Annotated in this window: 23 protein-coding genes and 7 pseudogenes; 19 read left to right on the forward strand and 11 right to left on the reverse strand. The window is 67.7% G+C overall.

Annotated features, from left to right (window positions below; translation table 11 throughout):
- Positions 1 to 37 precede the first annotated feature (37 nt).
- Both ACTWQF_RS09630 and ACTWQF_RS09635 read left to right on the forward strand, forming a co-directional pair.
- The gene (locus ACTWQF_RS09630) at positions 38 to 631 is read left to right on the forward strand and encodes a hypothetical protein (RefSeq protein ID WP_443278761.1); all 594 of its coding nucleotides are present in this window, start codon (positions 38 to 40) and stop codon (positions 629 to 631) included.
- Between the two features lie 1660 nt (positions 632 to 2291).
- Positions 2292 to 2858, forward strand: a complete 567-nt coding sequence (locus ACTWQF_RS09635; protein ID WP_443278762.1) for a putative immunity protein — start codon at positions 2292 to 2294, stop codon at positions 2856 to 2858.
- A 325-nt stretch (positions 2859 to 3183) separates the two neighbouring features.
- Here ACTWQF_RS09635 and ACTWQF_RS09640 read toward each other — a convergent pair whose 3' ends face one another.
- Positions 3184 to 3783, reverse strand: coding sequence for a hypothetical protein (locus ACTWQF_RS09640; protein ID WP_443278763.1), 600 nt, complete (start codon positions 3781 to 3783; stop codon positions 3184 to 3186).
- Positions 3784 to 4063: 280 nt separating this feature from the next.
- Positions 4064 to 4177, reverse strand: a pseudogene (locus ACTWQF_RS09645) (IS21-like element helper ATPase IstB); the annotation flags it as partial.
- On the opposite strand from ACTWQF_RS09645, the pseudogene ACTWQF_RS09650 reads away from it, so the two are divergent.
- Positions 4167 to 4411 (forward strand): annotated as a pseudogene (locus ACTWQF_RS09650) (IS630 family transposase); the annotation flags it as partial. The pseudogenes ACTWQF_RS09645 and ACTWQF_RS09650 overlap by 11 nt on opposite strands.
- 42 nt (positions 4412 to 4453) lie before the next feature.
- On the opposite strand, the gene ACTWQF_RS09655 reads toward ACTWQF_RS09650, so the two are convergent.
- A complete protein-coding gene (locus ACTWQF_RS09655) occupies positions 4454 to 5299 on the reverse strand; it encodes an SDR family oxidoreductase (RefSeq protein WP_443278764.1) in 846 nt (281 codons plus the stop codon).
- Between the two features lie 80 nt (positions 5300 to 5379).
- On the opposite strand from ACTWQF_RS09655, the gene ACTWQF_RS09660 reads away from it, so the two are divergent.
- A complete protein-coding gene (locus tag ACTWQF_RS09660) occupies positions 5380 to 6330 on the forward strand; it encodes an AraC family transcriptional regulator (protein ID WP_443278765.1) in 951 nt (316 codons plus the stop codon).
- A gap of 261 nt (positions 6331 to 6591) precedes the next feature.
- Here ACTWQF_RS09660 and ACTWQF_RS09665 read toward each other — a convergent pair whose 3' ends face one another.
- Positions 6592 to 8016, reverse strand: coding sequence for a WD40 repeat domain-containing protein (locus tag ACTWQF_RS09665; protein WP_443278766.1), 1425 nt, complete (start codon positions 8014 to 8016; stop codon positions 6592 to 6594).
- 154 nt (positions 8017 to 8170) lie between these two features.
- Between ACTWQF_RS09665 and ACTWQF_RS09670 the strand changes: the two are divergent.
- Both ACTWQF_RS09670 and ACTWQF_RS09675 read left to right on the forward strand, forming a co-directional pair.
- Positions 8171 to 8590, forward strand: a pseudogene (locus ACTWQF_RS09670) (transposase); the annotation flags it as partial.
- Between the two features lie 21 nt (positions 8591 to 8611).
- Positions 8612 to 9305 (forward strand): annotated as a pseudogene (locus ACTWQF_RS09675) (transposase); the annotation flags it as partial.
- A gap of 7 nt (positions 9306 to 9312) precedes the next feature.
- Here the strand turns inward: ACTWQF_RS09675 and ACTWQF_RS09680 are convergent.
- The gene (locus tag ACTWQF_RS09680) at positions 9313 to 9819 is read right to left on the reverse strand and encodes a DinB family protein (RefSeq protein ID WP_443278767.1); all 507 of its coding nucleotides are present in this window, start codon (positions 9817 to 9819) and stop codon (positions 9313 to 9315) included.
- Between the two features lie 193 nt (positions 9820 to 10012).
- On the opposite strand from ACTWQF_RS09680, the gene ACTWQF_RS09685 reads away from it, so the two are divergent.
- Both ACTWQF_RS09685 and ACTWQF_RS09690 read left to right on the forward strand, forming a co-directional pair.
- A complete protein-coding gene (locus tag ACTWQF_RS09685; RefSeq protein WP_443278768.1) occupies positions 10013 to 10198 on the forward strand; it encodes a hypothetical protein in 186 nt (61 codons plus the stop codon).
- Between the two features lie 50 nt (positions 10199 to 10248).
- Positions 10249 to 10533 (forward strand): peptidase inhibitor family I36 protein, encoded by a 285-nt coding sequence (locus ACTWQF_RS09690; protein WP_443278769.1) that lies wholly within the window; start codon positions 10249 to 10251, stop codon positions 10531 to 10533.
- Between the two features lie 561 nt (positions 10534 to 11094).
- On the opposite strand, the gene ACTWQF_RS09695 is transcribed toward ACTWQF_RS09690, so the two are convergent.
- The gene (locus ACTWQF_RS09695) at positions 11095 to 11274 is read right to left on the reverse strand and encodes a hypothetical protein (RefSeq protein ID WP_443278770.1); all 180 of its coding nucleotides are present in this window, start codon (positions 11272 to 11274) and stop codon (positions 11095 to 11097) included.
- A gap of 291 nt (positions 11275 to 11565) precedes the next feature.
- Here ACTWQF_RS09695 and ACTWQF_RS09700 point away from each other — a divergent pair, with 291 nt between their 5' ends.
- The gene (locus ACTWQF_RS09700) at positions 11566 to 11655 is read left to right on the forward strand and encodes a helicase (RefSeq protein ID WP_443278771.1); all 90 of its coding nucleotides are present in this window, start codon (positions 11566 to 11568) and stop codon (positions 11653 to 11655) included.
- Between the two features lie 236 nt (positions 11656 to 11891).
- On the opposite strand, the gene ACTWQF_RS09705 is transcribed toward ACTWQF_RS09700, so the two are convergent.
- Positions 11892 to 12458, reverse strand: coding sequence for a hypothetical protein (locus ACTWQF_RS09705; protein WP_443278772.1), 567 nt, complete (start codon positions 12456 to 12458; stop codon positions 11892 to 11894).
- 148 nt (positions 12459 to 12606) lie between these two features.
- On the opposite strand from ACTWQF_RS09705, the gene ACTWQF_RS09710 reads away from it, so the two are divergent.
- Positions 12607 to 13734 carry a sensor histidine kinase gene (locus ACTWQF_RS09710; protein ID WP_443278773.1) on the forward strand — a complete coding sequence of 376 codons (1128 nt, stop codon included), beginning with the start codon at positions 12607 to 12609 and terminating at the stop codon, positions 13732 to 13734.
- Positions 13734 to 14399 carry a response regulator gene (locus ACTWQF_RS09715; protein ID WP_443278774.1) on the forward strand — a complete coding sequence of 222 codons (666 nt, stop codon included), beginning with the start codon at positions 13734 to 13736 and terminating at the stop codon, positions 14397 to 14399. Before ACTWQF_RS09710 ends, ACTWQF_RS09715 begins: the two co-directional genes overlap by 1 nt.
- An 82-nt stretch (positions 14400 to 14481) precedes the next feature.
- Here the strand turns inward: ACTWQF_RS09715 and ACTWQF_RS09720 are convergent, their stop codons facing one another.
- On the reverse strand, positions 14482 to 15126 hold the full coding sequence (locus tag ACTWQF_RS09720) for a hypothetical protein (protein ID WP_443278775.1): 645 nt from the start codon (positions 15124 to 15126) through the stop codon (positions 14482 to 14484).
- A 153-nt stretch (positions 15127 to 15279) separates the two neighbouring features.
- Positions 15280 to 15684 (reverse strand): hypothetical protein, encoded by a 405-nt coding sequence (locus tag ACTWQF_RS09725; protein WP_443278776.1) that lies wholly within the window; start codon positions 15682 to 15684, stop codon positions 15280 to 15282.
- Positions 15685 to 15888: 204 nt separating this feature from the next.
- Here ACTWQF_RS09725 and ACTWQF_RS09730 point away from each other — a divergent pair, with 204 nt between their 5' ends.
- From ACTWQF_RS09730 to ACTWQF_RS09760, 7 genes and pseudogenes are all read left to right on the forward strand, one after another.
- A complete protein-coding gene (locus tag ACTWQF_RS09730; RefSeq protein WP_443278777.1) occupies positions 15889 to 16029 on the forward strand; it encodes a hypothetical protein in 141 nt (46 codons plus the stop codon).
- Positions 16026 to 16898, forward strand: a complete 873-nt coding sequence (locus tag ACTWQF_RS09735; protein WP_443278778.1) for a ParB/RepB/Spo0J family partition protein — start codon at positions 16026 to 16028, stop codon at positions 16896 to 16898. The genes ACTWQF_RS09730 and ACTWQF_RS09735 overlap by 4 nt, the downstream gene beginning before the upstream one ends.
- Positions 16899 to 17314: 416 nt before the next feature.
- Positions 17315 to 18490, forward strand: coding sequence for a replication-relaxation family protein (locus ACTWQF_RS09740; RefSeq protein WP_443278779.1), 1176 nt, complete (start codon positions 17315 to 17317; stop codon positions 18488 to 18490).
- A 489-nt stretch (positions 18491 to 18979) separates the two neighbouring features.
- On the forward strand, positions 18980 to 19597 hold the full coding sequence (locus ACTWQF_RS09745; RefSeq protein WP_443278780.1) for a hypothetical protein: 618 nt from the start codon (positions 18980 to 18982) through the stop codon (positions 19595 to 19597).
- Positions 19598 to 19971: 374 nt separating this feature from the next.
- The gene (locus tag ACTWQF_RS09750) at positions 19972 to 20139 is read left to right on the forward strand and encodes a hypothetical protein (RefSeq protein ID WP_443278781.1); all 168 of its coding nucleotides are present in this window, start codon (positions 19972 to 19974) and stop codon (positions 20137 to 20139) included.
- Between the two features lie 702 nt (positions 20140 to 20841).
- Positions 20842 to 21179 (forward strand): annotated as a pseudogene (locus tag ACTWQF_RS09755) (transposase); the annotation flags it as partial.
- A 297-nt stretch (positions 21180 to 21476) separates the two neighbouring features.
- A pseudogene (locus ACTWQF_RS09760) lies at positions 21477 to 22439 on the forward strand (IS110 family transposase); the annotation flags it as partial.
- Here the strand turns inward: ACTWQF_RS09760 and ACTWQF_RS09765 are convergent.
- Both ACTWQF_RS09765 and ACTWQF_RS09770 read right to left on the reverse strand, forming a co-directional pair.
- Positions 22406 to 22675 carry an integrase core domain-containing protein gene (locus tag ACTWQF_RS09765; RefSeq protein WP_443278960.1) on the reverse strand — a complete coding sequence of 90 codons (270 nt, stop codon included), beginning with the start codon at positions 22673 to 22675 and terminating at the stop codon, positions 22406 to 22408. The pseudogene ACTWQF_RS09760 and the gene ACTWQF_RS09765 overlap by 34 nt on opposite strands.
- 193 nt (positions 22676 to 22868) lie before the next feature.
- Positions 22869 to 23021, reverse strand: a pseudogene (locus ACTWQF_RS09770) (DDE-type integrase/transposase/recombinase); the annotation flags it as partial.
- A gap of 32 nt (positions 23022 to 23053) precedes the next feature.
- On the opposite strand from ACTWQF_RS09770, the gene ACTWQF_RS09775 reads away from it, so the two are divergent.
- A complete protein-coding gene (locus ACTWQF_RS09775; protein WP_443278782.1) occupies positions 23054 to 23290 on the forward strand; it encodes a helicase associated domain-containing protein in 237 nt (78 codons plus the stop codon).
- Positions 23291 to 23549: the final 259 nt, after the last annotated feature.

A 23549-nucleotide genomic window follows, 5' to 3' on the forward strand; every position in this document is an offset into this window, starting at 1 on the left:
GGACAAATACGGTCGCTGGCGCAGCATCGGTTCCGAGATGAACACCTTCATGCCGCTGCGGGCCGGCATCGCGGATGACCCGCGCCGCTTTGTGAAGTTGACCGACGACGGATCGGTGACCCTGGTAACCAACGGCGACCAGGACGTGGACGCCGAGGCGCTCACCGGTGTGCTCACACAGGCGCGCGCCGAAGCGTGGACCGGCGTGAACTTCCGCGGGCCGGAATCAGCGGAATGGCCGGAGCTGTGGCTGACCTGCACCATGCCCAACGGCCTCAGCCGGAGGCCCGCCCAGAAGGAGGTGATCGATCGGGGCGTGGTCACCCGCCCGTACGCCAGCTCCACCGCCGTCTTCGATGGCGGCACCCTCACCTACCTCACCCGCCGCCTGGCCGACGAGAAGGCACCTGACGGAAGTAACCTTTACGAGTTCGGCGTGATCGGGCACGGCCCCGACGCACAGGAACTCGCGAACCGAGTCACCGAACAGGCCCGGACCTGGGACCGCGAGTACCGGGGCCGCGACGTGCAGTTCGAAATCCAGGACCTCGACGCCACGCCGCCGACGCCCCAGCCCGGCCGCTTCGCCTTCGACAACGCCCTCAACCGCGTGATCATTGAGTGGCAGTGAGATGGACATCGGCCGGATAGCCCAGCGATTCCCGCTGGTCGCACGTCCGCGTCCCGCCTGCCCTCCGCTCACAGAGCGAGTCCGGGAAATCAGCACGCTGGCTGAGGCCGCCCAACATGACGGCGGCCTCAGCACCGCAGCCACGGCGCTGAACCGGGCAGCCCTCGTCGCAAGCGCGGGCTGCCCGACCTGGCTCGCGACCTGTGCTGGCGGCACGCGGAGATCTATCTGACTGCCCAGCCACTCAACGGGCAGGAAGCGCGCCTCGCCCTCGAACCCCTCGTCAACCTTGCCCGCCTCCTGATCCGAAACGGCGACGGAGAGGGGGCCTATCGCCTGCTCACCGACCTGTACGACGCGGTGCGGGGCAAAACGGACACAACTATCGACGGCCGCTCGCTGTCGCTCAAGAACCTGGCCGCGACGTCCGACAGCCACCGAGCGGTGTGCCAATGGCTGTGGACCGTGCTCCTCGGAGACGGAACGCGGGCCCTTGTCGCAGCACAGCAGTGGGGGCGAGCAAGACAGCACGTGAATCAGCACAAAGGAGTCGGCCGTCGGCTGCTCGACGGCCGGCAGGTGGAAATCGTAAGCCGGTTCCTTGACGGTGACGGCGCGGCTGCACAGCACGTATTGGACGAGAGCGCCCTGGACGAAGCCTGGGAGACCTGCGTCGCCGCGTGCATGGCCGTGCTCTGCCGCACTGTCAGCGGGCAACCTGCCCGATATGCCACTGCGCACATGACAACCGAGTACCTGCACCTCGAAGCACCGCCGGAGCTGGCCGTCTTTCGGGCTCGTCTCGGACCAGTCGTACTCGAACTCTCCCCTTCCATTCCGGCTGAGGTCATCCGTCGGCTGGTAAACGACGGGGGTCCGCTCCCAGGACGGATACGTATCTCGGGACGTCCTCACGAACCTGATCTGTTCCCGGGAGATGACTGGCGAAGAGCGTCATCGTCTGCAGGAAGCTGTCGCATCAGCAGGGCTCGGCCAAGGGCTTCTGCCCGCCAGCGTGGACGAGGTCCTCCTGAGCGCGGTGGAGGCGGGGGCGGCAGCGGTGGAAAGATACTTGCTGTCGGACAGCCGTCCTGGCCTCGGCTGAATGAACGCGTGAGCGAACAATGGTTGTCGGCTGAGACCGAGGATCTCATTGGTCAGTGAGCGAGCGCACAAAGTTCTCGCGAGCGCGGTGGGTCCGAGGCGATCGGGAATCAGCCATCGGTCAAGAGCACGCACTCAAGGCATGGCGAACCTGTCGTCGTGAGGGCCTGATCAGATACATGCAGCTGGATGGGGGATAGCCGCTCTACTCGCCGGCATTGCCGGGTTCCTAGGTTCTGTTGTGGGTGCCAGTCGGCAGGCCAAAGCAGCAGAACAGAATTCGAAGGCTGCGATGGAGGCCGCGGAGGCTCAGGCGGCGGGCGGAGTCCGCGCAGCGGTCGAGGGGCGCGAAGGGCTGGCGATGAAGCTGTCCGGCAGATTGGTATCCAGGCACAGGCACTGCGTTCGGACTGGCTGAAGCAGCATCGAGTCGATGCTGGCCTAGGGCCTGTCCGGCGGATCATGGACGGAGCCAAGCTTGACGCTCTCGCCCGGACAAAGGAGCTGGGCCTGCCCGCGAGCGTGCCCCACCCCAGAATGTGCGACGATCGCCTTCGTGACGAGCGTGAACGGTGACTTCGAACTGTCCATGGACGAATTGCGAGTCGTAGCGCGCTACGTCGCCGAGACAGCGCAGGAAGTTCTCCCGGTGTTCGAGGATGCCAATCCCGGTGACACCCGACCGCGGGCGGCCATCGATGCGGCATGGGAGTTCGTCAACGGTGCGCCCAGGACCAAGCTTCAGCGCATCACGTCGATGGACGCTCACCGAGCGGCGAAGGAGACTGCCACTGAAACTGCACGTCTCGCTGCGCAAGCCGCCGGCGATGCCGCATCTGCCGCTTACCTGCACCCGATCGCGAAGGCTCACCAAGTGGGCCACATCCTGCGCGCCGCTGCGAATGCGGCACGCATCGCCGAAATCGACGCAGGCGAGGATCCCATGGCCGGGAACCGGGCGATCGAAGAGGCCCGCGAACGAGCCACACCGGCCCTGATCGATATCCTCGAGCGGTACCCTCTCGCGCCCAGCGGTAAGAGCCGCGCTGCGCAGCTCATGACTGCTCTGGACACCTCCCTCCGTGGGTCCCCGCAAGCGGGGACTGAACGCACGGGTGGCTAGGTTCTGGCCGTGGCAGATCTTGTGACTGCCGGGGGCTCTCGCCGTTGGCATGTCATGGCGCGGGGCTGGGGCAGGTCGCCCATGGCGGTGGCGATGTTGAGGTAGTAGGCGAAGTCGCAGTTCGCGGTTGCCTCGCGCAGGCGGTCGATGGTGGCTGTCAGGTCGTCCTGTGCGCCGCGTACGGCGTGGTGGAAGGCGACGGCGGTCTCTATGAGTGAGGCGAGTGGCTTCGTAACTGACGAGCGACACCGTTTATCGCCGAGTTTCGGCAGCACTTGACGATCACAGGGGCGGAGAATGTCGACGAGAACTGACACCGGTCAGTTCAGAGCAAGTCGTTGAGGCCGTAGAAAACGACGCGTTGGTCGTCATCCAGTTCCTCCTCCAGTTCCTCGATGTACTCATCGAATTCTTCATCGTCCAGTCCCTCGCCGACGCGATTGGCGGTACCGCGTGCGAGATCGATGAGCACACAAGCGTCTTTGGGGAGCAGCGGAGGTTCGAGCTGGGGCCAGGCGAGGTTGTCCCAGTCGATCGTCACCTGCACCTCCTCAGGCCGCTTGTTCACCAGCTCGGGGATCACGGCCCCCTCAAGGTCGAGCTTGGAGAGGTGCTCGTAGCCGCTCCCCGGCTCGGGGAGGCCGCCGAGCTTTCGCCCCTGATCGTCGAAACGGAACTCGGTGAAGCCAGGGATCTTCACCGTCGTCAGCGGATAGACGGGCTGTTCCCAGGCCACCTCGCCGTGCTGGTACACGCGGATTTCGCAGGTGTCATTGTGCCCGCTGATCCAGCCGATCCAGTTGCCGTCCCTGACATAGCGAGCAGCCGCCTGCATGACATCCGCTTGATCATGGCTGACCTCGACGAACTCCCAACCGCCGCCGCCCTGTATGAACGATCCTTCGAACAAGTAGAAGCTGTACAACAAGTCTCCCGAGTGTCTTATGATCCTGATTGTTGAACTTGAGACATCTGTGATCGTCCGGACCATTCATAGCCTGACGGTCGGGCAGCCCGAGGGAATCTCACCCTCGGGCTACCCGACTGTCAGTGGTGGGTCGCCCTTCCTCGGCGGCGTGATGATGGCCAGCAGCAGGAGGGTGTCAAGGTCGTTCGTCCTCGGCTTCGCCTGCGGGTGCCTCCACCTTGACACCCGCCAGCTGCCGACGGATGCGGCACCTATCGAGGAAGGGGCCGGTGTGAGGTTAGCTCGCGGCGTCTTGGGCTGCGGCCCGGGCCTGGGTGAGGGCGAGGCGGTAGGACTCGGTGCCGGTCTGGATCAGGTTGCCGCCGAAGGTGAGCCGGTCGACGATGGCCTCGTGGGCGAACCCGATCGAGGCGCATTTCGTGACCCCCTGCGGCAGTTCACCATCGCCAACTCCAACCACACCAACCACACCGTGCAAACCCGGGCCCTGCACGCCTACCTGCGCTGGCGCAACGCCAACGTCGGCAATCCCGACATCCTCGCCGCCCAGCGCCGCGAGCGCGCCCGCATCCGCAACGAGAAGGGTATTGGCTGGGGCCAGCGGCCCGCGAAAACCGCAGCCTGATCACCGAACCCGGTGAACGTGCCCGATCACGGCACGAGGCGGTCAGGTCGGCCAACCGCCTGCGGCAGCTGTGGACGTGGCGAATTCGGCGAAGGTCCGCGGCGGGCGGCCCAGGGCACGCTGCACTCCGTCGGAGACGTACTCGTCCATGCCCTCCCTGAGTGGCTCAATAACGTCCGCGAAGGCTTCGGCGTCCGCGGGCGGCAGACCCTGCTGGATGAGTTCTGCGAGGTAGTCCTCGACGGAGAGTGGTACGTAGCGGATTTCTCGGCCAGCGGCCTCGGAGATCGTGGTGACCGCCTCGGTCAGCGTCACCGCCCGGGGTCCGGACAACTCATAGATCTGGCCCGCGTGCCGGTCCTCGGTCAGCGCGGCGGCCACCACCGCGGCGATGTCCTCGGCGTCGACGAAGCTGGCAGCTCCGTCGCCGGCTGGCAACCGCAACTCACCGGCGCGGATGGCATCGGCGAAGAAGCCCTCGCTGAAGTTCTGCGCGAACCAGCCCGGCCTGCTGATCGTCCACTCCAGACCGCTCTCCCGCACAGCGGCCTCGCTGTCGACGATGCCCTCCAAGACACCGCTGCTGTCCTTCGCGTAGTCCGGATTGTCGATCCCGCGCCCCGAGGCCAGCACGACCCGCTGCACCCCTTGCTGCACCGCCCGCTCGATGAACGGACGAACAAGCTTCGTGCCGTCCAACTGCACGATGTAGACGGACCGTACGCCCTCCAGGGCGGCATCCCAGGTGCCGCTGTCGGTCCAGTCGAAGACATGCTCGCCGTGTCGGGCCGCCGCGCGGACCGGCAGCCCTTTCGCCCGCAGTTGGCCGACGACGCGGCGGCCGGACTTGCCGGTCGCCCCGGTGACCAGGATTGGATGTTCAGACATGCTCCCAGTCAACCGGCCGCCGTTGAGACGATCCATGGCTGAAAGGTTTTGCTTGATGTCTAGGCGTCTACCCTAGGGATATGGACGCTGTGTCGGAGCTGTTGGCAGAGGTACGGGCGCGCGGCGCTGTCTTCCGGCAGACGATCATGCGACCCCCCTGGGCTCTGCGGATGGCTAGCGGGGCCCCGCTGACGATGGCCACGATGCTGCGCGGTCATGCCTGGCTCGTTCCCGACCAGCACGAGCCGGTGCGTATCGGAGTCGGCGACATCGCCCTCGTCCGCGGCGACGTGCCCTATGCGGTGGCCGATGACCCGGCGACCACACCCTCGCTGGTGGTGACCAGCGCCGACTACTGCTCGGCGGCCGAGGGCGTCGAGCACGCCTCCGGGCCCGCCCGAACCTGCGGAACGCCCGTCGACGGGGCCGCCGTGCTGCTCAGCGGGGCCTTCGAGCGTCGGGGAGAGCTCAGCGAACGGCTGCTGCAGGCCCTGCCCGCCGTGCTGGTGGTGCCAGCCAAGGACAACGCCTACCCGCCGGTGGAGATGGTGGCCGAGGAAGTCGCCAGAGACCGCCCAGGGCAGCAACTGGTGCTGGACCGGCTACTGGATCTGATGCTGGTCTCCGCGCTGCGCAGCTGGTTCGACAACCCGGACGCCAAAGCCCCGGCCTGGTGCCGCGCGCTGGACGACCCGGTGGTCGGTGCCGCGCTGCGGCTGCTGCACGACACCCCCGCCCACCCGTGGACGGTGGCGGACCTGGCGGCCAAGGTGGGGATATCGCGCGCGGCGCTCGCCCGCCAGTTCACCGCACTGGTCGGCGAGCCACCGATGACCTACCTCACGGGCTGGCGGATCGCTCTGGCCGCAGATCTGCTGCGGGAGACCGACCAAACGGTGGGCACGATCGCGAGGAAGGTGGGCTACGCCAACGCCTTCGCGTTGAGTGTGGCGTTCAAGCGACTGCGCGGCACGCGGCCCAGTGATCACCGACGCTCGGAACCAGGGCGGCGGGCCGCACAGCGCGGGTAACCGCTGACCTCGACCAGAGCTCGGCGTAGTCACGTGACGCCGGGTTCGTGGCGATCTGCGAGGTCAGCTGCGCGGTCAGGAACGCGACGGGCTTCCAAGATCATGCGGCGCCCCATGATCCCAGTGGAAGACCGTATCTGCCGACGCATCATCCCTGATCGCTGTTGCGCTGGGCGTTCAGTCCACTGTCACTTCCACGGACGACGTGCCTTCATGGTCGCCTGGGTGCACCGAGGCGTCCGGCGCAGTGCTCATGTACCGTCAAACGGTCGGCATGGGCTCCGGTGCGTCGTCCTGGCCACCTGGTTCGGGCGCGGACTTCCGAGCGTTAGGCCCGGCGCCGAGCCTGAGACTGGCTGGTGGCTCGTCTGGCAGGCCGATGCGGAAGAGATGAATCTCGTTCTCGACGATGGCCGCCAGCCGGGCGCCGTCGGGCGACCAGGCGAGGGCTTGGGCACTGATCCCGGCCTGTGCGCGGTCCTTCGCAGGGCGTCGCATGATCAGCTCACGGTCGGCGACCCGGAAGATGTCGGGTGTGCATTTCCGCTCATCGTTCCAGTCCTCCGTCGCCACGGCCAGGTACGCGCCGTCCGGGCTCGCCGCCAGCGAGTTCAGCCAGTCGCCCGGCACGGTGATGGTGTCCAGGATCCTGCCGGTGGCGGGCTCGATCACGTGCACTTTCGAGTCGTGGGCTACGAACATCCGGGTCTCGTCCGCGCTGAATGCCACGTCCTGGACCCGGCCGGAGGATTCGTCACCGAGCCGTACCGTGCGATCGGGGGAGGACTGCCCGGAGACGAAGTTCACCCGGCCGCTGTCACCGTACTCGACCCGGAAGCAGCCGGTGTGCGAGCGTACGCGGCCCGGTTCCACCGGAAAGTCGGTCTCGGTCTCGGCGTCGAGGTCGTAGGCCCACGGGCGAACCTCGTCGTCCTCATCCTCCTTGAGCGTGACCACATGCTGCCCGGGCACCCACATGATGTCCCGGCCGGCCGAGACAGGTGACACGCGGATCCGCTCGGACCGGTTGGCCGTGTCGTAAACGGACAGTTCGCCGTCCTCGCTGGTGACAGCGAGAAAGCGGCCGTCGTCGGAGAAGGCCAGCACCACGATGTCGGAATAGTCGGAGCCGGCGAACGGAGTGAGGACGGCCTCCGGTTCCGTGAGATCCGGTACGTGCGGGGCATCCTCGGCACGCAACCGGCGGGTTGGGTCCGGGTAGTACCCGGTCTCCCAGCTCAGGCCGGGCCACAGATGCTCCAGCCAGCGTGGGTCGGTGACCTGCACCTCGTAGTCGGCCTGCACGAGACGGTCCTCATCCAGCCAGCCGTCGTCTCGTTGGTGAATTCCCTCCTCTTGGAGGGTATCGATGTTCTCCCAGTCCACGTCGGACAGCGGATAGTTGCGGACGGCGACACGTTCGACGCCTTCGACGAACCACCGGGTGTTCACGGCGAGCCAGCCGTCGTTGTCGAGCTCCCGCCAGGTGAACACATCGCCGAGAGGACCGCCGCCGTCATCCGCGCTCTCCCACAGCAGCGACAGGAAGAAGCCGGGATCTGCTGGCAGTTCAGCATGCCACCGGCGCTCGACGTCGTAATCGACAACCAAGATCCGAAATCTCACACGCCGCCGGTCGGGGGCCAGGGCCAGCACCCGCACGCCGTAGAAGGGATGGATGGACAAAGACTCTCCTTCGTCTCGAAACCAGAGGACGATCGGTGTGCGCCAGCGTGCTTCAGGGCTGCAACGTCCACAATCTCAGAATGGATCGGGGAGGGTGATTCCGCCGGGAGACCAGCACGGAACACAACGAGTCCTCCCGGCGCAGGGCCTCCAGCACCCGGCCGCTGAGATCGTCCTCTCCCAGCCCGGGCCGGGAGCCGTCCTCGGCGCCCGGGTGCTCGCAGAGTTCGGAGACGACCCCGAACGCTACGCCACCGCCAAGGCCCGCGAGAACTACGCCGGAACCTCCCCGATCACCCGCGCCTCGGGGAAGAAGAAGGTCGCCCTGGCCCGCTTCGTGCACAACGACCGGCTGATCGACGCCCTGCTCACCCAGGTATTCTGCGCCCTGAAGATCTCGCCCGGTGCGCGCGCCTGCTACGACCGGCAACGGGCCCGAGGCGTCGGCTACAACTCCGCCCTGCGACAGCTCGCCAACCGGCTCGTCGGCGTCCTCCACGGATGCCTCAAAGACGGCACGTTCTACGACGAGGCAACTGCCTGGTCGCATCACAGGCAATCGTCTACGGCTTGACATCTACGCTCCTGGGATGTCTTTCAACGGCTGAAGACCTGGAAGACCTCCCTGCGATCCGGACTACGCGGCCAAGAAGGCACGCGTTGAGCACGTCTACGTGATCGCCGACGGCGAGGTCATACCCGAGGACGACGAACCCGAAGTCGTCTTCTGCATGGACGATTTCGTCCCGCTCAACCTCCAGCCCCACCCCGGGCGGCAAGGGGCCGAGCGCGGCGGACGGCACAAGGACCCCGACCGGGAGCCCCGGCCCCGCAGGCGGGCGACCTACACCCGCCGCGCGGGGTCCGCCCACCTGTTCGCCGCGTACGACCTGGCCAAGGACAGGCTTTACGGCCACATCAAGCCGAAGAAGAACCGCGCGAGGTTCCTCGAGTTCTGCCGCTACCTGCGCGCCCTCTACCCGCCGCAGATCCGGATCGCGATCGTGCTCGACAACTTCTCCCCGCACCTGACCACGAAGAAGGACACCCGGGTCGGCGACTGGGCCGCGGCCGGCAACGTCGAGTTCGCCTACGCACCCACCAACAGTTCGTGGCTGAACCGCATCGAGGCCCGGTTCACCGCCCTCCGCTACTTCGCACTGGACGGAACGGACCACGCTAGCCATAAGGAACGAGGAAGCATGATCCGCCGCTACATCATCTGGCGGAACAAGCACGCCGCCGATGAACCCCTACGCGAGGTGATCGACAAGGCGAACGTTGCCTGATGCGGCACTAGTCGCCGGTCGTGCCGTCGAGCATCTCGCGCAGGATGTCCAGGTGGCCGTTGTGGCGGGCCGTCTCCTCTGTGAGGTGGAGGAGGATCCAGCGCAGGTCGACGTGGAGGCCGTTGCGGACGGCTCGCTGGGCCTGCTTGTCCAGGTCGTTCCCGGCGGCCAGTTCGCGGTAGCGGGCGCTCTGTTCAGCGTATTCGTCGAGCAACTGTGTGAGCGGGAAGTCGACGGCGATACGCATTTCGCGGTCGGGGTCCTCCTCGGTCCAGGGGCCCTGGTCTTCTTCGCCGAGGAAGACCACTTGGAACCAGTAGTACTCGACCCAGCGGAGGTGGTTGATCAGGCCGCTCATGGTCATCAGCGGTGAGCCCGGCAGGAGCGCCTTTCGGGCGTTCTCCGCAGAGACGCCATCGCACTTGGCGCGGGCGGTTTCACGTGCGTAGTCGAGAAACGTGGTGAGCTGGGTGTGCTCGTCCCACGCGGGCGGCGTATCGTCGATTCTGGTCATCGCGCGAAGCGTCCCCGATCACCGCCACCGATGTCGAGATATTTTGTCGACGGACCCAACTTGCTCCACCCAGCTCCTTGTCCGACGGGTCGCCACAGCGATTCAGGGCCGGTGGGCCGCCCGGCATGATCCGCCGGACAGGCCCCATCCACCGCCGGACGCGCGACACGACTCAACGAGAAGAAGAGAACCTATGAGCGAGGATGAGCGGCGCGAGCGGTATGCGGTGGCGCTGTACAGGACCCTCGGACACAGCGCGGAACGCCACCCCTGGGCGGGGCTGTCCCCGGCCCGGCGCGAGGTCTGGTATGTCCGCGCCGACGCCGCCATGGCCGTGGCCGATGAGGAGATCGCGGAAGCGTTGCGCGCTTCCGGGTGAACCGCTGACACATGGCGGGCGCGACCTGCCTCGCTCGCTACAACACGATCGTGAACAACCTGACTCGCGGCCTGCTGGCCGCCGCGTTGACTGTGCCCCTGCTGACCGCCGCAGCATCGCCGGCGCCCGCCAAGGCGGCGGTGATCGACTGCCCCGACGGCTACGTGTGCATCTACCCGGACATCAACTTCGGCGGCCAGCGGTGGGTCAAGCGCGCGGTCGACGGCAGCGTGAAGGACCTGCCCACCGCCATCCATGACCGCGGCAGCTCCATCCGTAACAACAGTGACCGCACTGCCCGCGTCTACGAGAAGCGCGACTTCGCCGGGCGGTAGGTGTGTGGCGGTGGTTCCATCCACGACCTGCGCGGCGACAACCTGGACGACCAGACCCGCTCCCTGCGCGTCAACCGCAACGACTGCGGCTGACGCGGCTACAGCCCGCACCCTCACAGGAGGGTTCAAGCCGGCCGCGTCCGCCCTCGGCTTGGTCGTTGAGCTCGCCAACTACGCCGCCGACTGCATTCAGATGCGCGCTGCCAAGCAGCGCATTCAGGGCACGCCAGGTCGGCGTGTGGCATGCGTTCCGTCGACCCACTGGGCTGTCGTACGGCGGAAGGCCGGCCATGAAGACGTGGGGTGCTGCACAGCATTTGCATGGGCCAGGCGGCATGCGGCTGCTGTTCGTGCAGCAGAGCGGCCCGGGCGGTGCAGCCGCGGGCAACTGCTGCACGTTCACGAGGTTTGCTGCATGCAGCGGTGCGCTGCTTTGTTCTGCTGCTCCAGGACGATCCGGTTTGCCTGGTGCTACCGGCGTGCTGCTCCGTCCCGGCCGGGAACGACGACGGTGCTCTCCCGGTCGGGGGCGCCGTTGTGGTGCGCGCAGGCGGTGGCGGTTCAGCCGGCTAGCCGGAGGGTGGGTCGGGCCTCGGGGGCCGGGGCGTCCTCGCCGCCGTCGGGGTCGGGGTCGAAGTCGGTGCCGATGCGGGCGTCTCGAGCCCGTGAGGGCCGGATGTCGCCGGTGGGGAAGTTCAGCGGCCACACGAACGTGTCGGGGTCCTTGAGGTGGTTGGCCATGTGCGCGTGCTCACGAACGCCGGCACAGGGAAGCGGGCACCTGGGCACAGCTGTCGGAGGAGCAACAGCGGCGGCTGTCCGAGTTGGGCGCAACGCCCGCTGAACGGCCCACCACGGTCCCGGCAGCCAAGGGCGCACAGCGGCAGGGAAGGCATCAGCGGCCTTCCAGAGGGGCGTTCAGGCCCTCGCGCAGTACATCCCGCCCGCGAAGGCCACCACCGCATCCCCAGGGCCCATGCAGAAGAGATCGCGGCAGAGGGCGAGGCCGCCCCGGCAGTCGCGAAGCTGGGTGTGCGGGTCTCCAACACCAAGAGCCGCCGCGACAAGCTCACCCCCGAGCAGCGCGCCGCGCTCACAGAACTGGGCGTGCAATGGGCGTGACACCGCCATCAGCCGGTCTTTGAACCGGCCGGCCGCACGAAGCACAGAGCGGCACCGGCCCGTGCAGCTGCTTTAGCCGCAGCCTTCCGTGCCCGCTTGGCCTCGCGAGATTCCTTCGGCATCCAAGCAGCGTATGTCGGTCCAGCCACCTGCGAAACGGTCCGTTCTCGTTCGTGTGGCTCGACGGCGGCCTGTGTCCCGGCTCCGCTACCGTGCCGTCATTCGTGACGTGAGGGTCAGCGACGGCGGGCGAGCCGGGTCTTGCCCCAGGGCTTGTAGATGGAGATGGCGGTGGCCATCCCGAGCAGCGCCAGACCGGTAACGATGCCGAGGCCGAGCTGGACACTGACGGTCTCGCTGGGGGCCATGACCTGGCGCTGCAGCCAGTGCCGGAAGCAGAAGTGACCCGCCAGCATCAACGTGACGTTCACCACGAGCTTGGCCACGATCCAGTATTGCTTGAGCAGACCCCAGGGAGTGGCCAGTGCCAGGAGCAGGCCGGTCAGCAGGGATGACCAGGCAAGGACGGCGATCAGCTCGATGCCGAGCAGCTCCATGACCAGGCGGGTCGCGCGCAGCATCTCGGCATCGCCGGTGAAGAGTCCGACGAGGGCGAGGATGAACTGGGCGGCCTCCACCCCCAACCAGCCGACCGCGACAGTCACATGGCAGGTGAGCACAAACTTCCGCGCCCGCGGGTGCAGCCGCCACCCCCGCCCTCCGGCACGTCCGGCCCTGGAGTTGTTCCGCGGCCGTACGGTCGTGGTCTCGGCTCGGGGGGCCGGCGTCACCGTCTCGGTCATCGCTGCTCCGTTCGTCGCTGTGCCGTACGTGCACAGCAAAGATCGGCCAACGGGGACGTCTGAGTCGTCGTCACCAGCGTTGATGCGCGCGTACGCGGGGCTGCGTACGCGCGTGTACCTCATGATCGGACGCCTTTATGCTCGGGCCATGGTGCGAAGGTCCACAGGAGATCGCGGGGCGGTGCCGCTGCCAGGGTTGCGGGACGGCCTGGTCGCCGCCGCTCTGGTCGTCCTCCTGGTCGCCGGCTCGATCTTCGCCGCTTCCGTTCAGGACGGGGAGCGGTCGCCGGACGCGTGGGCCTGGCTGTCGGCGGCGGTGACGGCCGGTGCGCTGGCCTGGTGGCGGGCGGCGCCGATGGCGATGCTGGCGGCGGTCGTCGCCGGAACAGGGGCCTATCTCCTGGGCGGATACGCGCCCGGTCCGGTCCTGCTGTGCCCGGTGTTCGCGACGTTCCAGGTCGCCCGCGTCCGTACGATCCGTCTCTCCCTCCCGGCCTGCGGCGCGGCCGCCACCGTCGTCGTGGCGGCACTGCTGGTCAACGTCGCGGACCAGAGCAGCCTGTCGGTCATCGTCGGCATCGCCTGGGCGAACTGGCTCCTCATACCGTGGTCGTTGGGCACGCTGGTCCAGGTCCGGACCGTGGCTGCACGCCGGCTGCGCACGGAGCTGGTCGAACGGGGGGCATTGGAGGAGCGCGCACGTGTCGCCAGAGAAGTGCACGATGTCGCCGGGCACGGCTTCTCGGTGATCGCGATGCAGGCTGGCGTCGCCCTGCTCGTACTCGACGACGACCCGGCCCAGGCCCGCGAGTCCCTCAAGGCCATCCGCACCACCAGCACCGAGGCGCTGAGCGATCTGCGGGCCGCGCTCAGTATGATCCAGGCAAACGAGGCCCCCGGACTCGACGGCCTACCCCGGCTGGCCGACCGCGTCCAAGGCGCGGGCCTCGCCGTCGACCTGCGGATGAAACCGGTGCGAGACCTGCCCGACGACCTCGATGCCGCCGCCTACCGCGTCGTCCAGGAGTCGCTGACCAACGTGCTGCGGCACGCGGGCCAGGCCCGGGCCCAGGTCCACGTCAGCTGCGAGAACGGCGAACTGCTCGTCGAGGTCGCCGACGACGGCACCGGGTCGCCGGACCACTCCGACGGTCGGGGACTGACCGGGATGCGCTCCCGCATAGCGGCTCTGGGCGGCACACTCACCGCCGGGCCGGGCAACGAAGGCGGATTCCGGGTACGCGCCCGAATCCCCGTCCATGAAGGAGCCGAGTGATGATCCGGGTGGCGCTCGCCGATGACCAGGCGCTGATGCGGATGGGCCTGCGCGTGCTCATCGAACGCGAGGACGATCTCGAACTCGTCGGCGAGGCCGAGGACGGCGCGACGGCGATCAAACTGGTCCAGCAGGCCACACCCGACGTCCTCCTCCTCGACGTCAAAATGCCCGGAATGGACGGGCTGGAGGCGCTGCGCACCATCACCGCCGACCCCGCCCTCAAAGGCACCCGCGTCGTCATCGTGACGACCTTCGAGATCGAGGAGTACATCTTCGCCGCCCTTCAGGCAGGCGCCAGCGGCTTCGTCCTCAAGGACACCGACCCGCTGGAGCTCGTGCACGCCGTACGCGTAGCCGCGGCCGGCGACGCCCTGCTCTCCCCCTCCGTCACCCGCCGCGTCGTCTCGCGCTTCGCCCGCCACATAGCGGGCGGCACCACCACGTCCTCGGCCCTGGACGAACTGACCGACCGCGAACGGGAGATCGTCGCCTGGGTGGCGACCGGTCGCTCCAACGACGAGATCGCGGGAGAACTCTTCCTGAGCCCCGCCACGGTCCGCACCCACGTCGGCCGCGCCACCATGAAACTCGGCGCCCGGGACCGCGCCCAGTTGGTCGTCTTCGCCGTACGAGCCGGCCTGCCCCTCCCCGGCGACCCCTGACATACGCGTCGGCGCGGCCGAGGTCCTTGTCGGTGAAGGACCTCGGCCGCGCCGGTGCCACCGTGTCGGTGCCGCCGGTCGCTCAGGTGCGGCTTGCTCCTCGCCGCCGGTGCCGGGCCAGCACGACGGCTGTGACTGTTAGCCACAGCAGCGACAGGAACCTGCCGAGGGGAACGAGGTAGGTGAGGCTGCCCTCCTCGGGCAGCAGCATGACGACCGAGCCGAGGGCGAGCACGCCGAGGACTACGCCCGTCCAGCCCAGCCATCCGGGCAGCAGCTTCGCGCTCATCAGGGCGATGCCACCGACCGCGACGAACGGGGCGAGGCTGATGACCACCATCGGGCCGCCGAGTACGAAGGTGATTTGGTGGACCAGGTGCAGCACCGGCGCCTCGGCGATGTTCTCCGGCCGCTGCGCGACCCACTGCAGCACCCCGGACAGCAGCAGTCCGAGTGCGGAGAGCAGTCCGCCAGCGAACGTCACCAGCGCTGCCTGGACCCGGCCGGTGCGGTGGATCACCGTGGCGAACCAGGCACTGAACCAGGCGAAGACCAGGCCGGAGATGCTCAGCGCGACGCCCGAGATCCGGGACACCCGGGCGTTCTCCAGGCGCCACCGGACTATCAGCTCGGTGGCGTCGTCGGCCGCGGGATACGTGCTGGTGGCCAGTGCGCTGTGGAACATCAGGCCGAGGATGAAGAAGCCGAAGAAAACGGTGATGCTCACAATCCCGCCATACCCGGCCAAGGCTGGCTGCGGGGACTGCTGTTCGGCGCGTACTAGGGGTGGGGCAGACATGGTGAGGAACCTCCAGGAGCTGGTTGTGGTGTGACGGACAGGCCAAGGACGGTGAGGAGCCAGTCGAAGGGGGGCCGTCTGTCAAGCTCGCTGATGGATCCCGGCTTGGCGGCGACCGGCGTACGTCGTCAAGGCAGTGACCACGCCGGTGAGTGCCGCGGCCGCCATCGCGGTCATCTGCAGGATGCTTCCGGCGAACGGCCCGATCTCACCCGGTGTGGCCAGCCGGTCCCAAACCCCCGACGACACCAGGAACGACGCACCCAGCAGATAGACCGGCATGACGAGGCCGACGATGGATGTCCAACGCCACCGGGCACCCAATGCCACCAACGCGGCCGAGCTGAGCAGCAGCACCGCGCCGGGCGGGATCAGCGGGAACTCCCCGACCCCGGACAGCTTTTGCACCGCGATCCCGACGGCGCCTGCGGCCAGCGCGGCGGCGTTCAGCTTGCCGGTGAAGGGGAGAGTCCTCGTGGTCTTCATGATGTCTCCAGTGGCTCGGGGTGCCGATCTGACACTGGAGATCGTGCGACGCGGGCCCCCGTCGCGGCGTCAACGTCAGTGCGGCATCCGGAGTACGCAGATCCGCGTACAGGAGCGTCACGGATAGCGGACGTGCTGGTAGGGGTTGACGCACTCAGCGCCGGCCAGCCGCGCGCGGTCGCCCTATGGACGGTGGCCGTTCAGATGACGGCAGCCGACTCACGGACGGCCTGGACGACGGCGCGGACCCGGACGGTCTCGCCGGTGGAGCTTCGGCGCTCCGGCCTGACCCACTCGGCGAAGCAGGCCAAGGCCATCCGCCGCATCGCCAGGGAGATCGTGTGACCAGTCACCAAAAGGCCGCTGACCGCGTTGGGCCTCCCGCATTCGTAGGCCCCCGGAGCAGCCGCGGACGAGCGATCACCGCAGCCACTGGCGACCCGGTGTCGCCCCCGCAGGCCGCTCCCACAGCCACCGTCCCCACAGACGAGGTCAGTTTCAACCCCGACAACCCTCGCGAAGAACTCGGTGACGTCAGCGACCTGGTTGCGAGCTTCAACGAGGTCGGGCAGATCGTTGCCATCACCATCGCGACGGCCGAGGCCTACCTGGCGAGCCGCCCTGACCGGAAGCACGACCTCGACGCGGGAGCGAAGTACGTCGTCGTTGACGGCAATCGACGGCTGAAAGCCGCCCGAGAAGCCGGAACCGCCACCATCAAGATCATGTTCGGCGACGAGTTCGCCAGCACGGACCAAAGCCTGCTCGAAGCGGCCTTCATCGCCAATGCCAAACGCAAGGACCTCAGCGAGCTGGAGGAAGCGCAGGCCCTGAACCGGCTCGTGGAGTTCTACGGCTCCCAGCACACGGCCGCTAAGCGCCTCAGTATGAGCCGACCCCTGATCAGCCAAAAGCTATCCCTGCTGCTCCTCACCCCGAGCTGCAGGCAGACCTGGAGGCTGGCCGACGCAACGTCTCCCACCTCCGGAACATGGCCAAAGTTCCCCCAGAAAAACAGCGACAGGAAGCAGATCGCCGCGCCAAGGCCGACGCGGACAAGAAGCGGCAGCGAGCTACCAAGCGGACCGCGCCCCCAGCCTCAACCGCTGATAACTCAGTTATCACCCCGCGAGAGTCGGCTAGCACGCGATCCGTACCGCCTCTACCTTGGGCGGACCCGCCGACTCTCAACCGAATCCTGCGGGAACATATGACGCGGGAAGATCGACTCACCCTCGCCAAACTCCTGGCTCGGTGAGGACCTGAAGCTAACCCGCCACCTCGCCGGGCCTGATCTCGCCTGCCCGCTTGCGGTGCGCACTCGATGCGTGCGGCGCGGTGGTCACCGGCTCGCGTGCCGGGTGCGCGTGGGCCTGGCCTGCCGTCGACCCGGCCGCACAGCCGGAGTGAAGAGGACTCGATGACCGCCGCCGATGCCCTACGCAGTCTCGTTCCCGTCGCTGAACAGACCCATGGCGCACCGCTTGGCCAGGGCGCGCCCGTCCCCTCCGCAGACCCCTCCATCGCCCCCTCCGCTCCCGCTTCGCACCAGCGGACCGTTTCCGCAGGCCGGACCCGGCGAGCTGGGGGTCGGCAGAGGTCCGACAACCCTCATCGCTCAAGGCGTCCTGTGCACCGGAAGAACTCGACAGGCCCCCGGCGCAAGGAGCTGCTGCAGGCGCTCGGGATCTTCCAGCGGGCCACCGCCGATCAGCTGTGGAAGCTGACCCGGCCGGCCAACCGGCACGACAAGCTCGTGCGGGAGACTCTCCTGGATCTCGAAGACCACCGCCTGGTGAGGATCGAGTCCGTTCAGGACGACCAGCGGCAGGTGTGGGTGCTGACCGCGCGAGGGCACCGTGAGGCCAAGCGACTGCTGCAGCCCGAGGGGATACGCCTCTCCGCGCTCCGCAAAGAGGAATACGACCCCGGCCCCGGTGAGGTGCTGGGCACCGGCTACGACGACCATGCCGCGGCGGTGACATCGACGGCCGCCGAACTGACGAAGGCCGGCATTGGGCACCGGCTCGGCTGGGAAACCGAAGTCGCCCACCGCCTCGCCGGCGGGTACGTGCAGCGGGCCGACCTGGTGATGCGAGCAGCCGCGGCCGGGGTACCGGTGCTGCTCCTGGAGATCGACCGCCGCACCGAGGACGCCCATGAGCTGGTGCACAAACTCCGCCGCTACGCCGACTGGTTCCGGCTGCTGCCCGCGGACTTGGACGACCGGACCAAGCGGCTGGCCCGCGCGGGAGGCGACATCGACCACGAACAGCGGCTGTGGCGCCGCTTCTACCCGCCGACCGGACGGGAAGGCACGCCGCCGCTGGCGTTCGTGTTCGCCGACACCACGCCCGACAAGGTTGCGGGCACCGTCAAGGTGCTGGAAGAGGCCGGCCGTCGCCACTGGTGCGGCACCCGGTACGACCCGGGCGTGTGGGAGGGCGTCACAGCCCGGGACCACAGCCAGGCCGTGCCGGTCATCGTCACCACCCTGGAAGAGCTGCGCGAGCACGGCGCGGACGCTGCGGTGTGGCGGCGCTTGGGACGCACGGGGAAGCAGACGCTGAGCGCCGCGCTCGACAACCCCGACGGCGACGCCCTCTTCCACCGCCAGGCCGAAGCCGCCTGCGTCACAGCAGAACGCCGGCGCGCCGCCGACCGCGAGGCCCGCCGCCCGGTGTGCGCGGTGCGGGGCGAAGTTCACCGACGAACGCTGGGAGGAGACCACCACGCGCCCCAGGTCCTGGAAGGCCGGCGACCTGACCATATGTGGGACATGCCACGCCGACGATGCCGCCCGTGAGAAGGCCGCCGAAGACTCGTGGGAGGCAACGCCGGCACCACCGCCGAAGCCGGAGCACGGCCAGGAGCCGGGCAGGCTCCGCGGCCTGTTCCGTCGGCGGGCCTGACGTGGAGAGGCTCCGCAACTTCCTCTCAGTACAAGTGGGAGGCGGCGGGGTCTTTTCTGGCTTCGTTGATGTCTAAGGACAGCGTTTGTTGGCGGGGTCCGACGGCAGTTGGTGATCAACCCACCCCGGGCTGTCGACGAGAAAGGACGGCACCCCGTCGTGGAGGAGTCTGGCGGGCACGCCGTAGGGGCCGCCGACCACACCAGCAGCGACAGTCACGTCTGCAAGGGCGGCCAGGCAGATGGCACGGGCACCGTTGTTCTCCACCGGTCAGGATCACGGGGGAAGAGGGCCCGGGCTGTCCCTTCACAGTCGCCGACAGGTATCCGAGGCGCCTTCAGTGGCGGCACCTTGCAGTACGGGTGATCGGTACTCTCACGGGTATGGGGCTGGACATCACTGTGATGATCGCCGACTGGTCATGGCTGGGTGAGGTTCCGCCCAGGGAGAGGCTGTCGCGGTTGAGGGGTGCCTGGTACGCCGACGAGAGCGGGCTGTGGGATCACGAAGCGCCGGTGGTCGAAGGCGACTGGGAGTGGCCACGAGGGCCCAGCAGCTCCTCCTTCGCCGTCTACGAGTTCCCGGGAACTCTCGGTTCGTTCAAGGCGCACTTCTGGGCTGGGGAGCGGTGGGAGTCCGTACGCGACCGTGCCGACCCGCTGGTGCGGGCTGGGTTGGACACCTTGCTGCTCGGGCTGATCTGGGGAGGGCTGGACGGTGAGGCGGAGCACGTGGATCAGGGCTTCTTCTGCGATGACCCCGCCGTCACCTATGGCGTGCTGCTCGCGAGGTCGCCGGACAGCGTGCGGGAACTGGCAGCGACGTGGGAGGAGGTACGGCCCTGGCTCGACGGGTTGCGTGGGGCGTTTGACGAGCATGCCGCTGTGCCCGAGGGCTGGGTCCGGGACTTCGAGGAGTTCACTGGCCTGCTGGACGACTGGGGCCGCGTCCTTTCCGAAGCTGCCCGGCAGGGCTGGGGACTCCTGGGGCTGAGCGAGTAGGGCGCGACCGGTCGCCTCGCGCGACATGGTCACGCCGGATCGCTGCGTACAGCTCGCCCTTCGAGATCTGCGGCATTACCGGCATTTTCACCAAGAGCTTCCCGATTCTGCGGAATCCGTATCCCGTTTGCGGTCGGCTTGCGGGCCGGCCGCCGCGACCCTTCTCACTGCTTCGGCACGGTGACGCGGGAATGCTGCTACCCGGTCTGGTCGGCCGCCGTGGGATGCGAGCGTGTGGGAGCTGCTTCCAGATGCATCACCTCGTCTCTCACACGATCGCTCATACGGGCTAATCAGCAGATGGAGAAGGTGATGCCAAGAGGCGGCAGGATCCCGACGACAGCCATCGTTCTACCGCACCGAAAGGGCTGAACATGAAGTCTGTGCGCCGCGCCCTCTCCGGAGCCGCTGCTGCCACGGTCCTCACAGTCGCCGCAGCCGTGCTGCCGCTGGCCACCGCAACCTCCGCCCATGCTGACTACAACGCCTGCAAACAGCCTCCCAAGGTCAGCAAGGCGAGGAAGCCGACGAGGCCTGTCTGACCGGCGCCGGAGGGGACTTGGATGAGTGCGTCACCGTGCTTTTCGGGGCAGGTGTGGACCCCGAGTGGCGTTGAATGCATGCCTCCTCGCACAGCGACCCTAGTGAACGGCTCCCCCGATCCGCGATGCCTTCTCCTCTGGCACGGGCTGATCTCGGCCCAGGGGGAACTCTGGCCTGCGCCGCATGTCACAGGTTCGGCGTAGCGAACGGTCCACGTCGCCTGCGCCCGCTGGGCCGTTTCATTCACATCGTCGGTTCGCACGGCGATCCAGAAGCCAAGCCGAGGTGTCTCCAGACATAAGAAGCCCCCCGACGCGGTGCGCTCGGCGTATCGGGTGAAGAGGCGGCCAAGGTGTGTTGTGGTGGTTCGATCCCTTGTCCCCGTTTGGGTGACGGTCAATGGACAGTGCTGAGTGCGTCACTCAGGGTGGATACCATGCAGATGGACTGTGGGGGAGGGGGTGAGTTCCATGTTGCTTCCTGGCGTAGGCAGCCTGCTTGGCGGCGTCCACGGCTGAGGGCGTGTGTGGCCGCGGTCCTAAGCTTGTCGTTTAAGGTCTGGCGTCGAACGCGGCTCGAAATTGACCACTTTTTTCGCAGTTCAGCGAACGTGAAGGCGGCCTTCGTCTGATCCTGTGCTCCGTCGCAGAGGCATAGGAATCAGTTCGAAGGCCGTGGTCGTGAGTCTCGGGTATCAGGGCCTGCGAGATGCGTTCGTGGAAGTGTCACGCTTCCGGACGGAGTTGTAGCGTGTCTCACCGCGCGGGGCGACGCGCTGTTCGAGTTATGCGCTGCGTTGCTGTGCACGGACGGGCCGGGCCGGGAGCTGGTCGACCTGGCGCTCGCGCCGGAACACCGTCGCGCGCACGGGTCGCCCTACGGGTGCCTCAATCAGGCCGGATTGACGTCTCGCGGTTGCGTCGGGGCCTGGCGGGGATGCCGTTGCCCAGGGCGGCGGATGGTCGGATCGTGCTGGCCGCGGACGTCTCGCCGTGGCTGCGGCCGGGCGCCAACAACCTGCCCTGATCGGTCCTTCTGCTAAGTCTCCTGGCCTGCGAGGCCTCAGCGAAGAGTGGCGAATCCTGGCGTCTTGGCGGCCGCCGCCACCGCGGGTCTTCCGCCCTCGATTCTGGTCGTGGCGCGAGCCCGTCGCGCGGCGACCTCTTGAACTGCCCGAGCCGTCGAGCCCTGTCCAAGAGCGAGGCCCGCGCGGTGCGCTGGTGCCGCGAACGGCTTGTGAGATGTCGGACCAATGAGTCCTGCAATTAGGTCGCCGCGTGGCCCGCATGTGCTCGTGACCTGCACAAACAGCACCACGAGGGGGAGGAACCTGACCGTGATCTACTGCGGTATCGACTGGGCCGAACAGCACCACGACGTCGCCCTGGTCGACGACACCGGCCAACTGCTCGCCAAGCTCCGCATCGACGACACCGCGGCCGGCTACCGGATGCTGCTGGACCTGCTCGCCGAACACGGCGACACCGAACAGAACCCGGTCCCGGTGGCCATCGAGACCAGCCGCGGCCTGCTCGTCGCCGCCCTGCGCACCGGCAAGCGTCAAGTGTTCGCGATCAACCGGATGGCCGCCGCCCGCTACCGCGACCGGCACGGCGTCAGCCGCAAGAAGTCCGACCCCGGCGACGCCTTCGTGCTCGCCAACATGCTGCGCACCGACATGGCCGTGCACCGGCCGCTGCCCCAGGACAGCGACCTCGCCCAGGCCATCGCCGTGCTCGCCCGCGCCCAGCAGGACGCGATCTGGAACCGGCAGCAGCTGTCCAACCAGCTCCGCTCGCTGCTGCGCGAGTACTACCCGGCCGCCCTGGAAGCCTTCGCCATCTGGCAGAACGGGCTGTGCCGGCCCGAGGCCCGCGCCGTCCTGGCGGTCGCACCGACGTCGACCCGCGCGGCCGGTCTCTCGCGAGCTCAGTTTCGCTCCGCCCTCAAACGGGCTGGTCGCACCTGGGGCATCGAGGCTGAAGCGGACCGGATGCGGGAGATCTTCCGGGCCGACTACGCCCACCAGCCGCCGCTGGTCGAGGACGCGCTCGGCAAGCAGATGCTCGCTCTGCTCAGGCAGTTGGAGGCCACCTGAGCGGCCGCGGACGACCTCGCGAAGGCGATCGAGGAGGCTTTCCCCCAGCACCCGGACGCTGACGTGATCCTCAGCTTCCCCGGTCTCGGCGTCCAGCTCGGCGCCCGGGTGCTCGCCGAGATCGGAGACCACCGCCACCGCTTCGCCGACGCCCGCGGACTGAAGGCCTACGCGGGCTCGGCCCCCATCACCCGCGCCTCTGAGCTGTCCCGGGTTTCGTAGAGCCCGGTGATCTTGTTTCGGGCGGACTGCAGGGTGGCTTCCTGTTGTCGCCACCAGGCGCGTTCGTACTCGGCGGGCGGTACGTAGTCGAGGGCGGAGTGGAGCAGTTCCTCGTTGTACCACGTGAGCCACCGGAAGATCGCCCGCTCGACCTGGTCGACGTCCCTCCAAGGGCTCTGCATCTCGATCAGCTCCGCCTGTAACGTGCCGTTCAGGGCTCGGCCATCGCATTGTCATAGCTGTCCGCGACTGAGCCGACCGAGGCCGAAGCCCCGATGTCGGACAGCCTCTCGGTATACCGAATGGATACGTATTGCGACCCGCGGTCGCTGTGATGAATGAGACCGGCGTCCTTCTTGATCCGGCGTCACAACGCCATCTCCAGGGCATCCGACGCAGTTCGGTCCGCATGTGGTTCGCGACCTGCCAGCCGACGATCACCCGCGAGTACACATCCAGGACGAACGCCACGTATGCCCAGCCGGACCAAGTGCGTACATACGTCATGCCCGCCACCCACAGCTGGTCCGGCCGCGAGGCGGTGAAGTCGCGGTCGACCAGGTCCGGCGGGCGGGGCGCCGACGGCTCCGGCGGTGTCCGCGGGGGCTGGACGGTGGGAAATCAACCTGGCTGCTGCCCGGCAATTCAAGGCCCGCGAAGGCCACCTGCGCGTCCCGCGGGACCACACCGAAACCGTCACCGACACCGGCGGAGGGGAACACCACATCAGGCTGGGCGTCTTCCGCAGCAACATTCGAACCCGCCACAAGAAACAACAACTCACCCCCGGCCAGACCCACGAGGCGCACGAAGTCGGCTTACTGGCCTGACTGTGAAAGAAAGGACCCTGCCATTCCTTATGGTGAGGAAATGGCGGGGCCCTCTTTCGTATTCCAAAAAACGGGTGGGAGCAGTGCCACCTCGCCAGCATGCGTACCGCGGCCGCAGGTGTCCTGTGACAGCGAACCTTGAGCGTGGCCATCGAAGATTGAGCAGAGACGTGACACTGCTGTATCTCGTGATGAAGGAGTGCTGACCTTCATGCTGCTCCATCGGCGCAGTTCAATCGGCATGAGGCAGGGCGTGAGG

Source organism: Streptomyces sp. 8N114 (genome assembly GCF_052245835.1).
Taxonomy (GTDB): Bacteria; Actinomycetota; Actinomycetes; order Streptomycetales; family Streptomycetaceae; genus Streptomyces.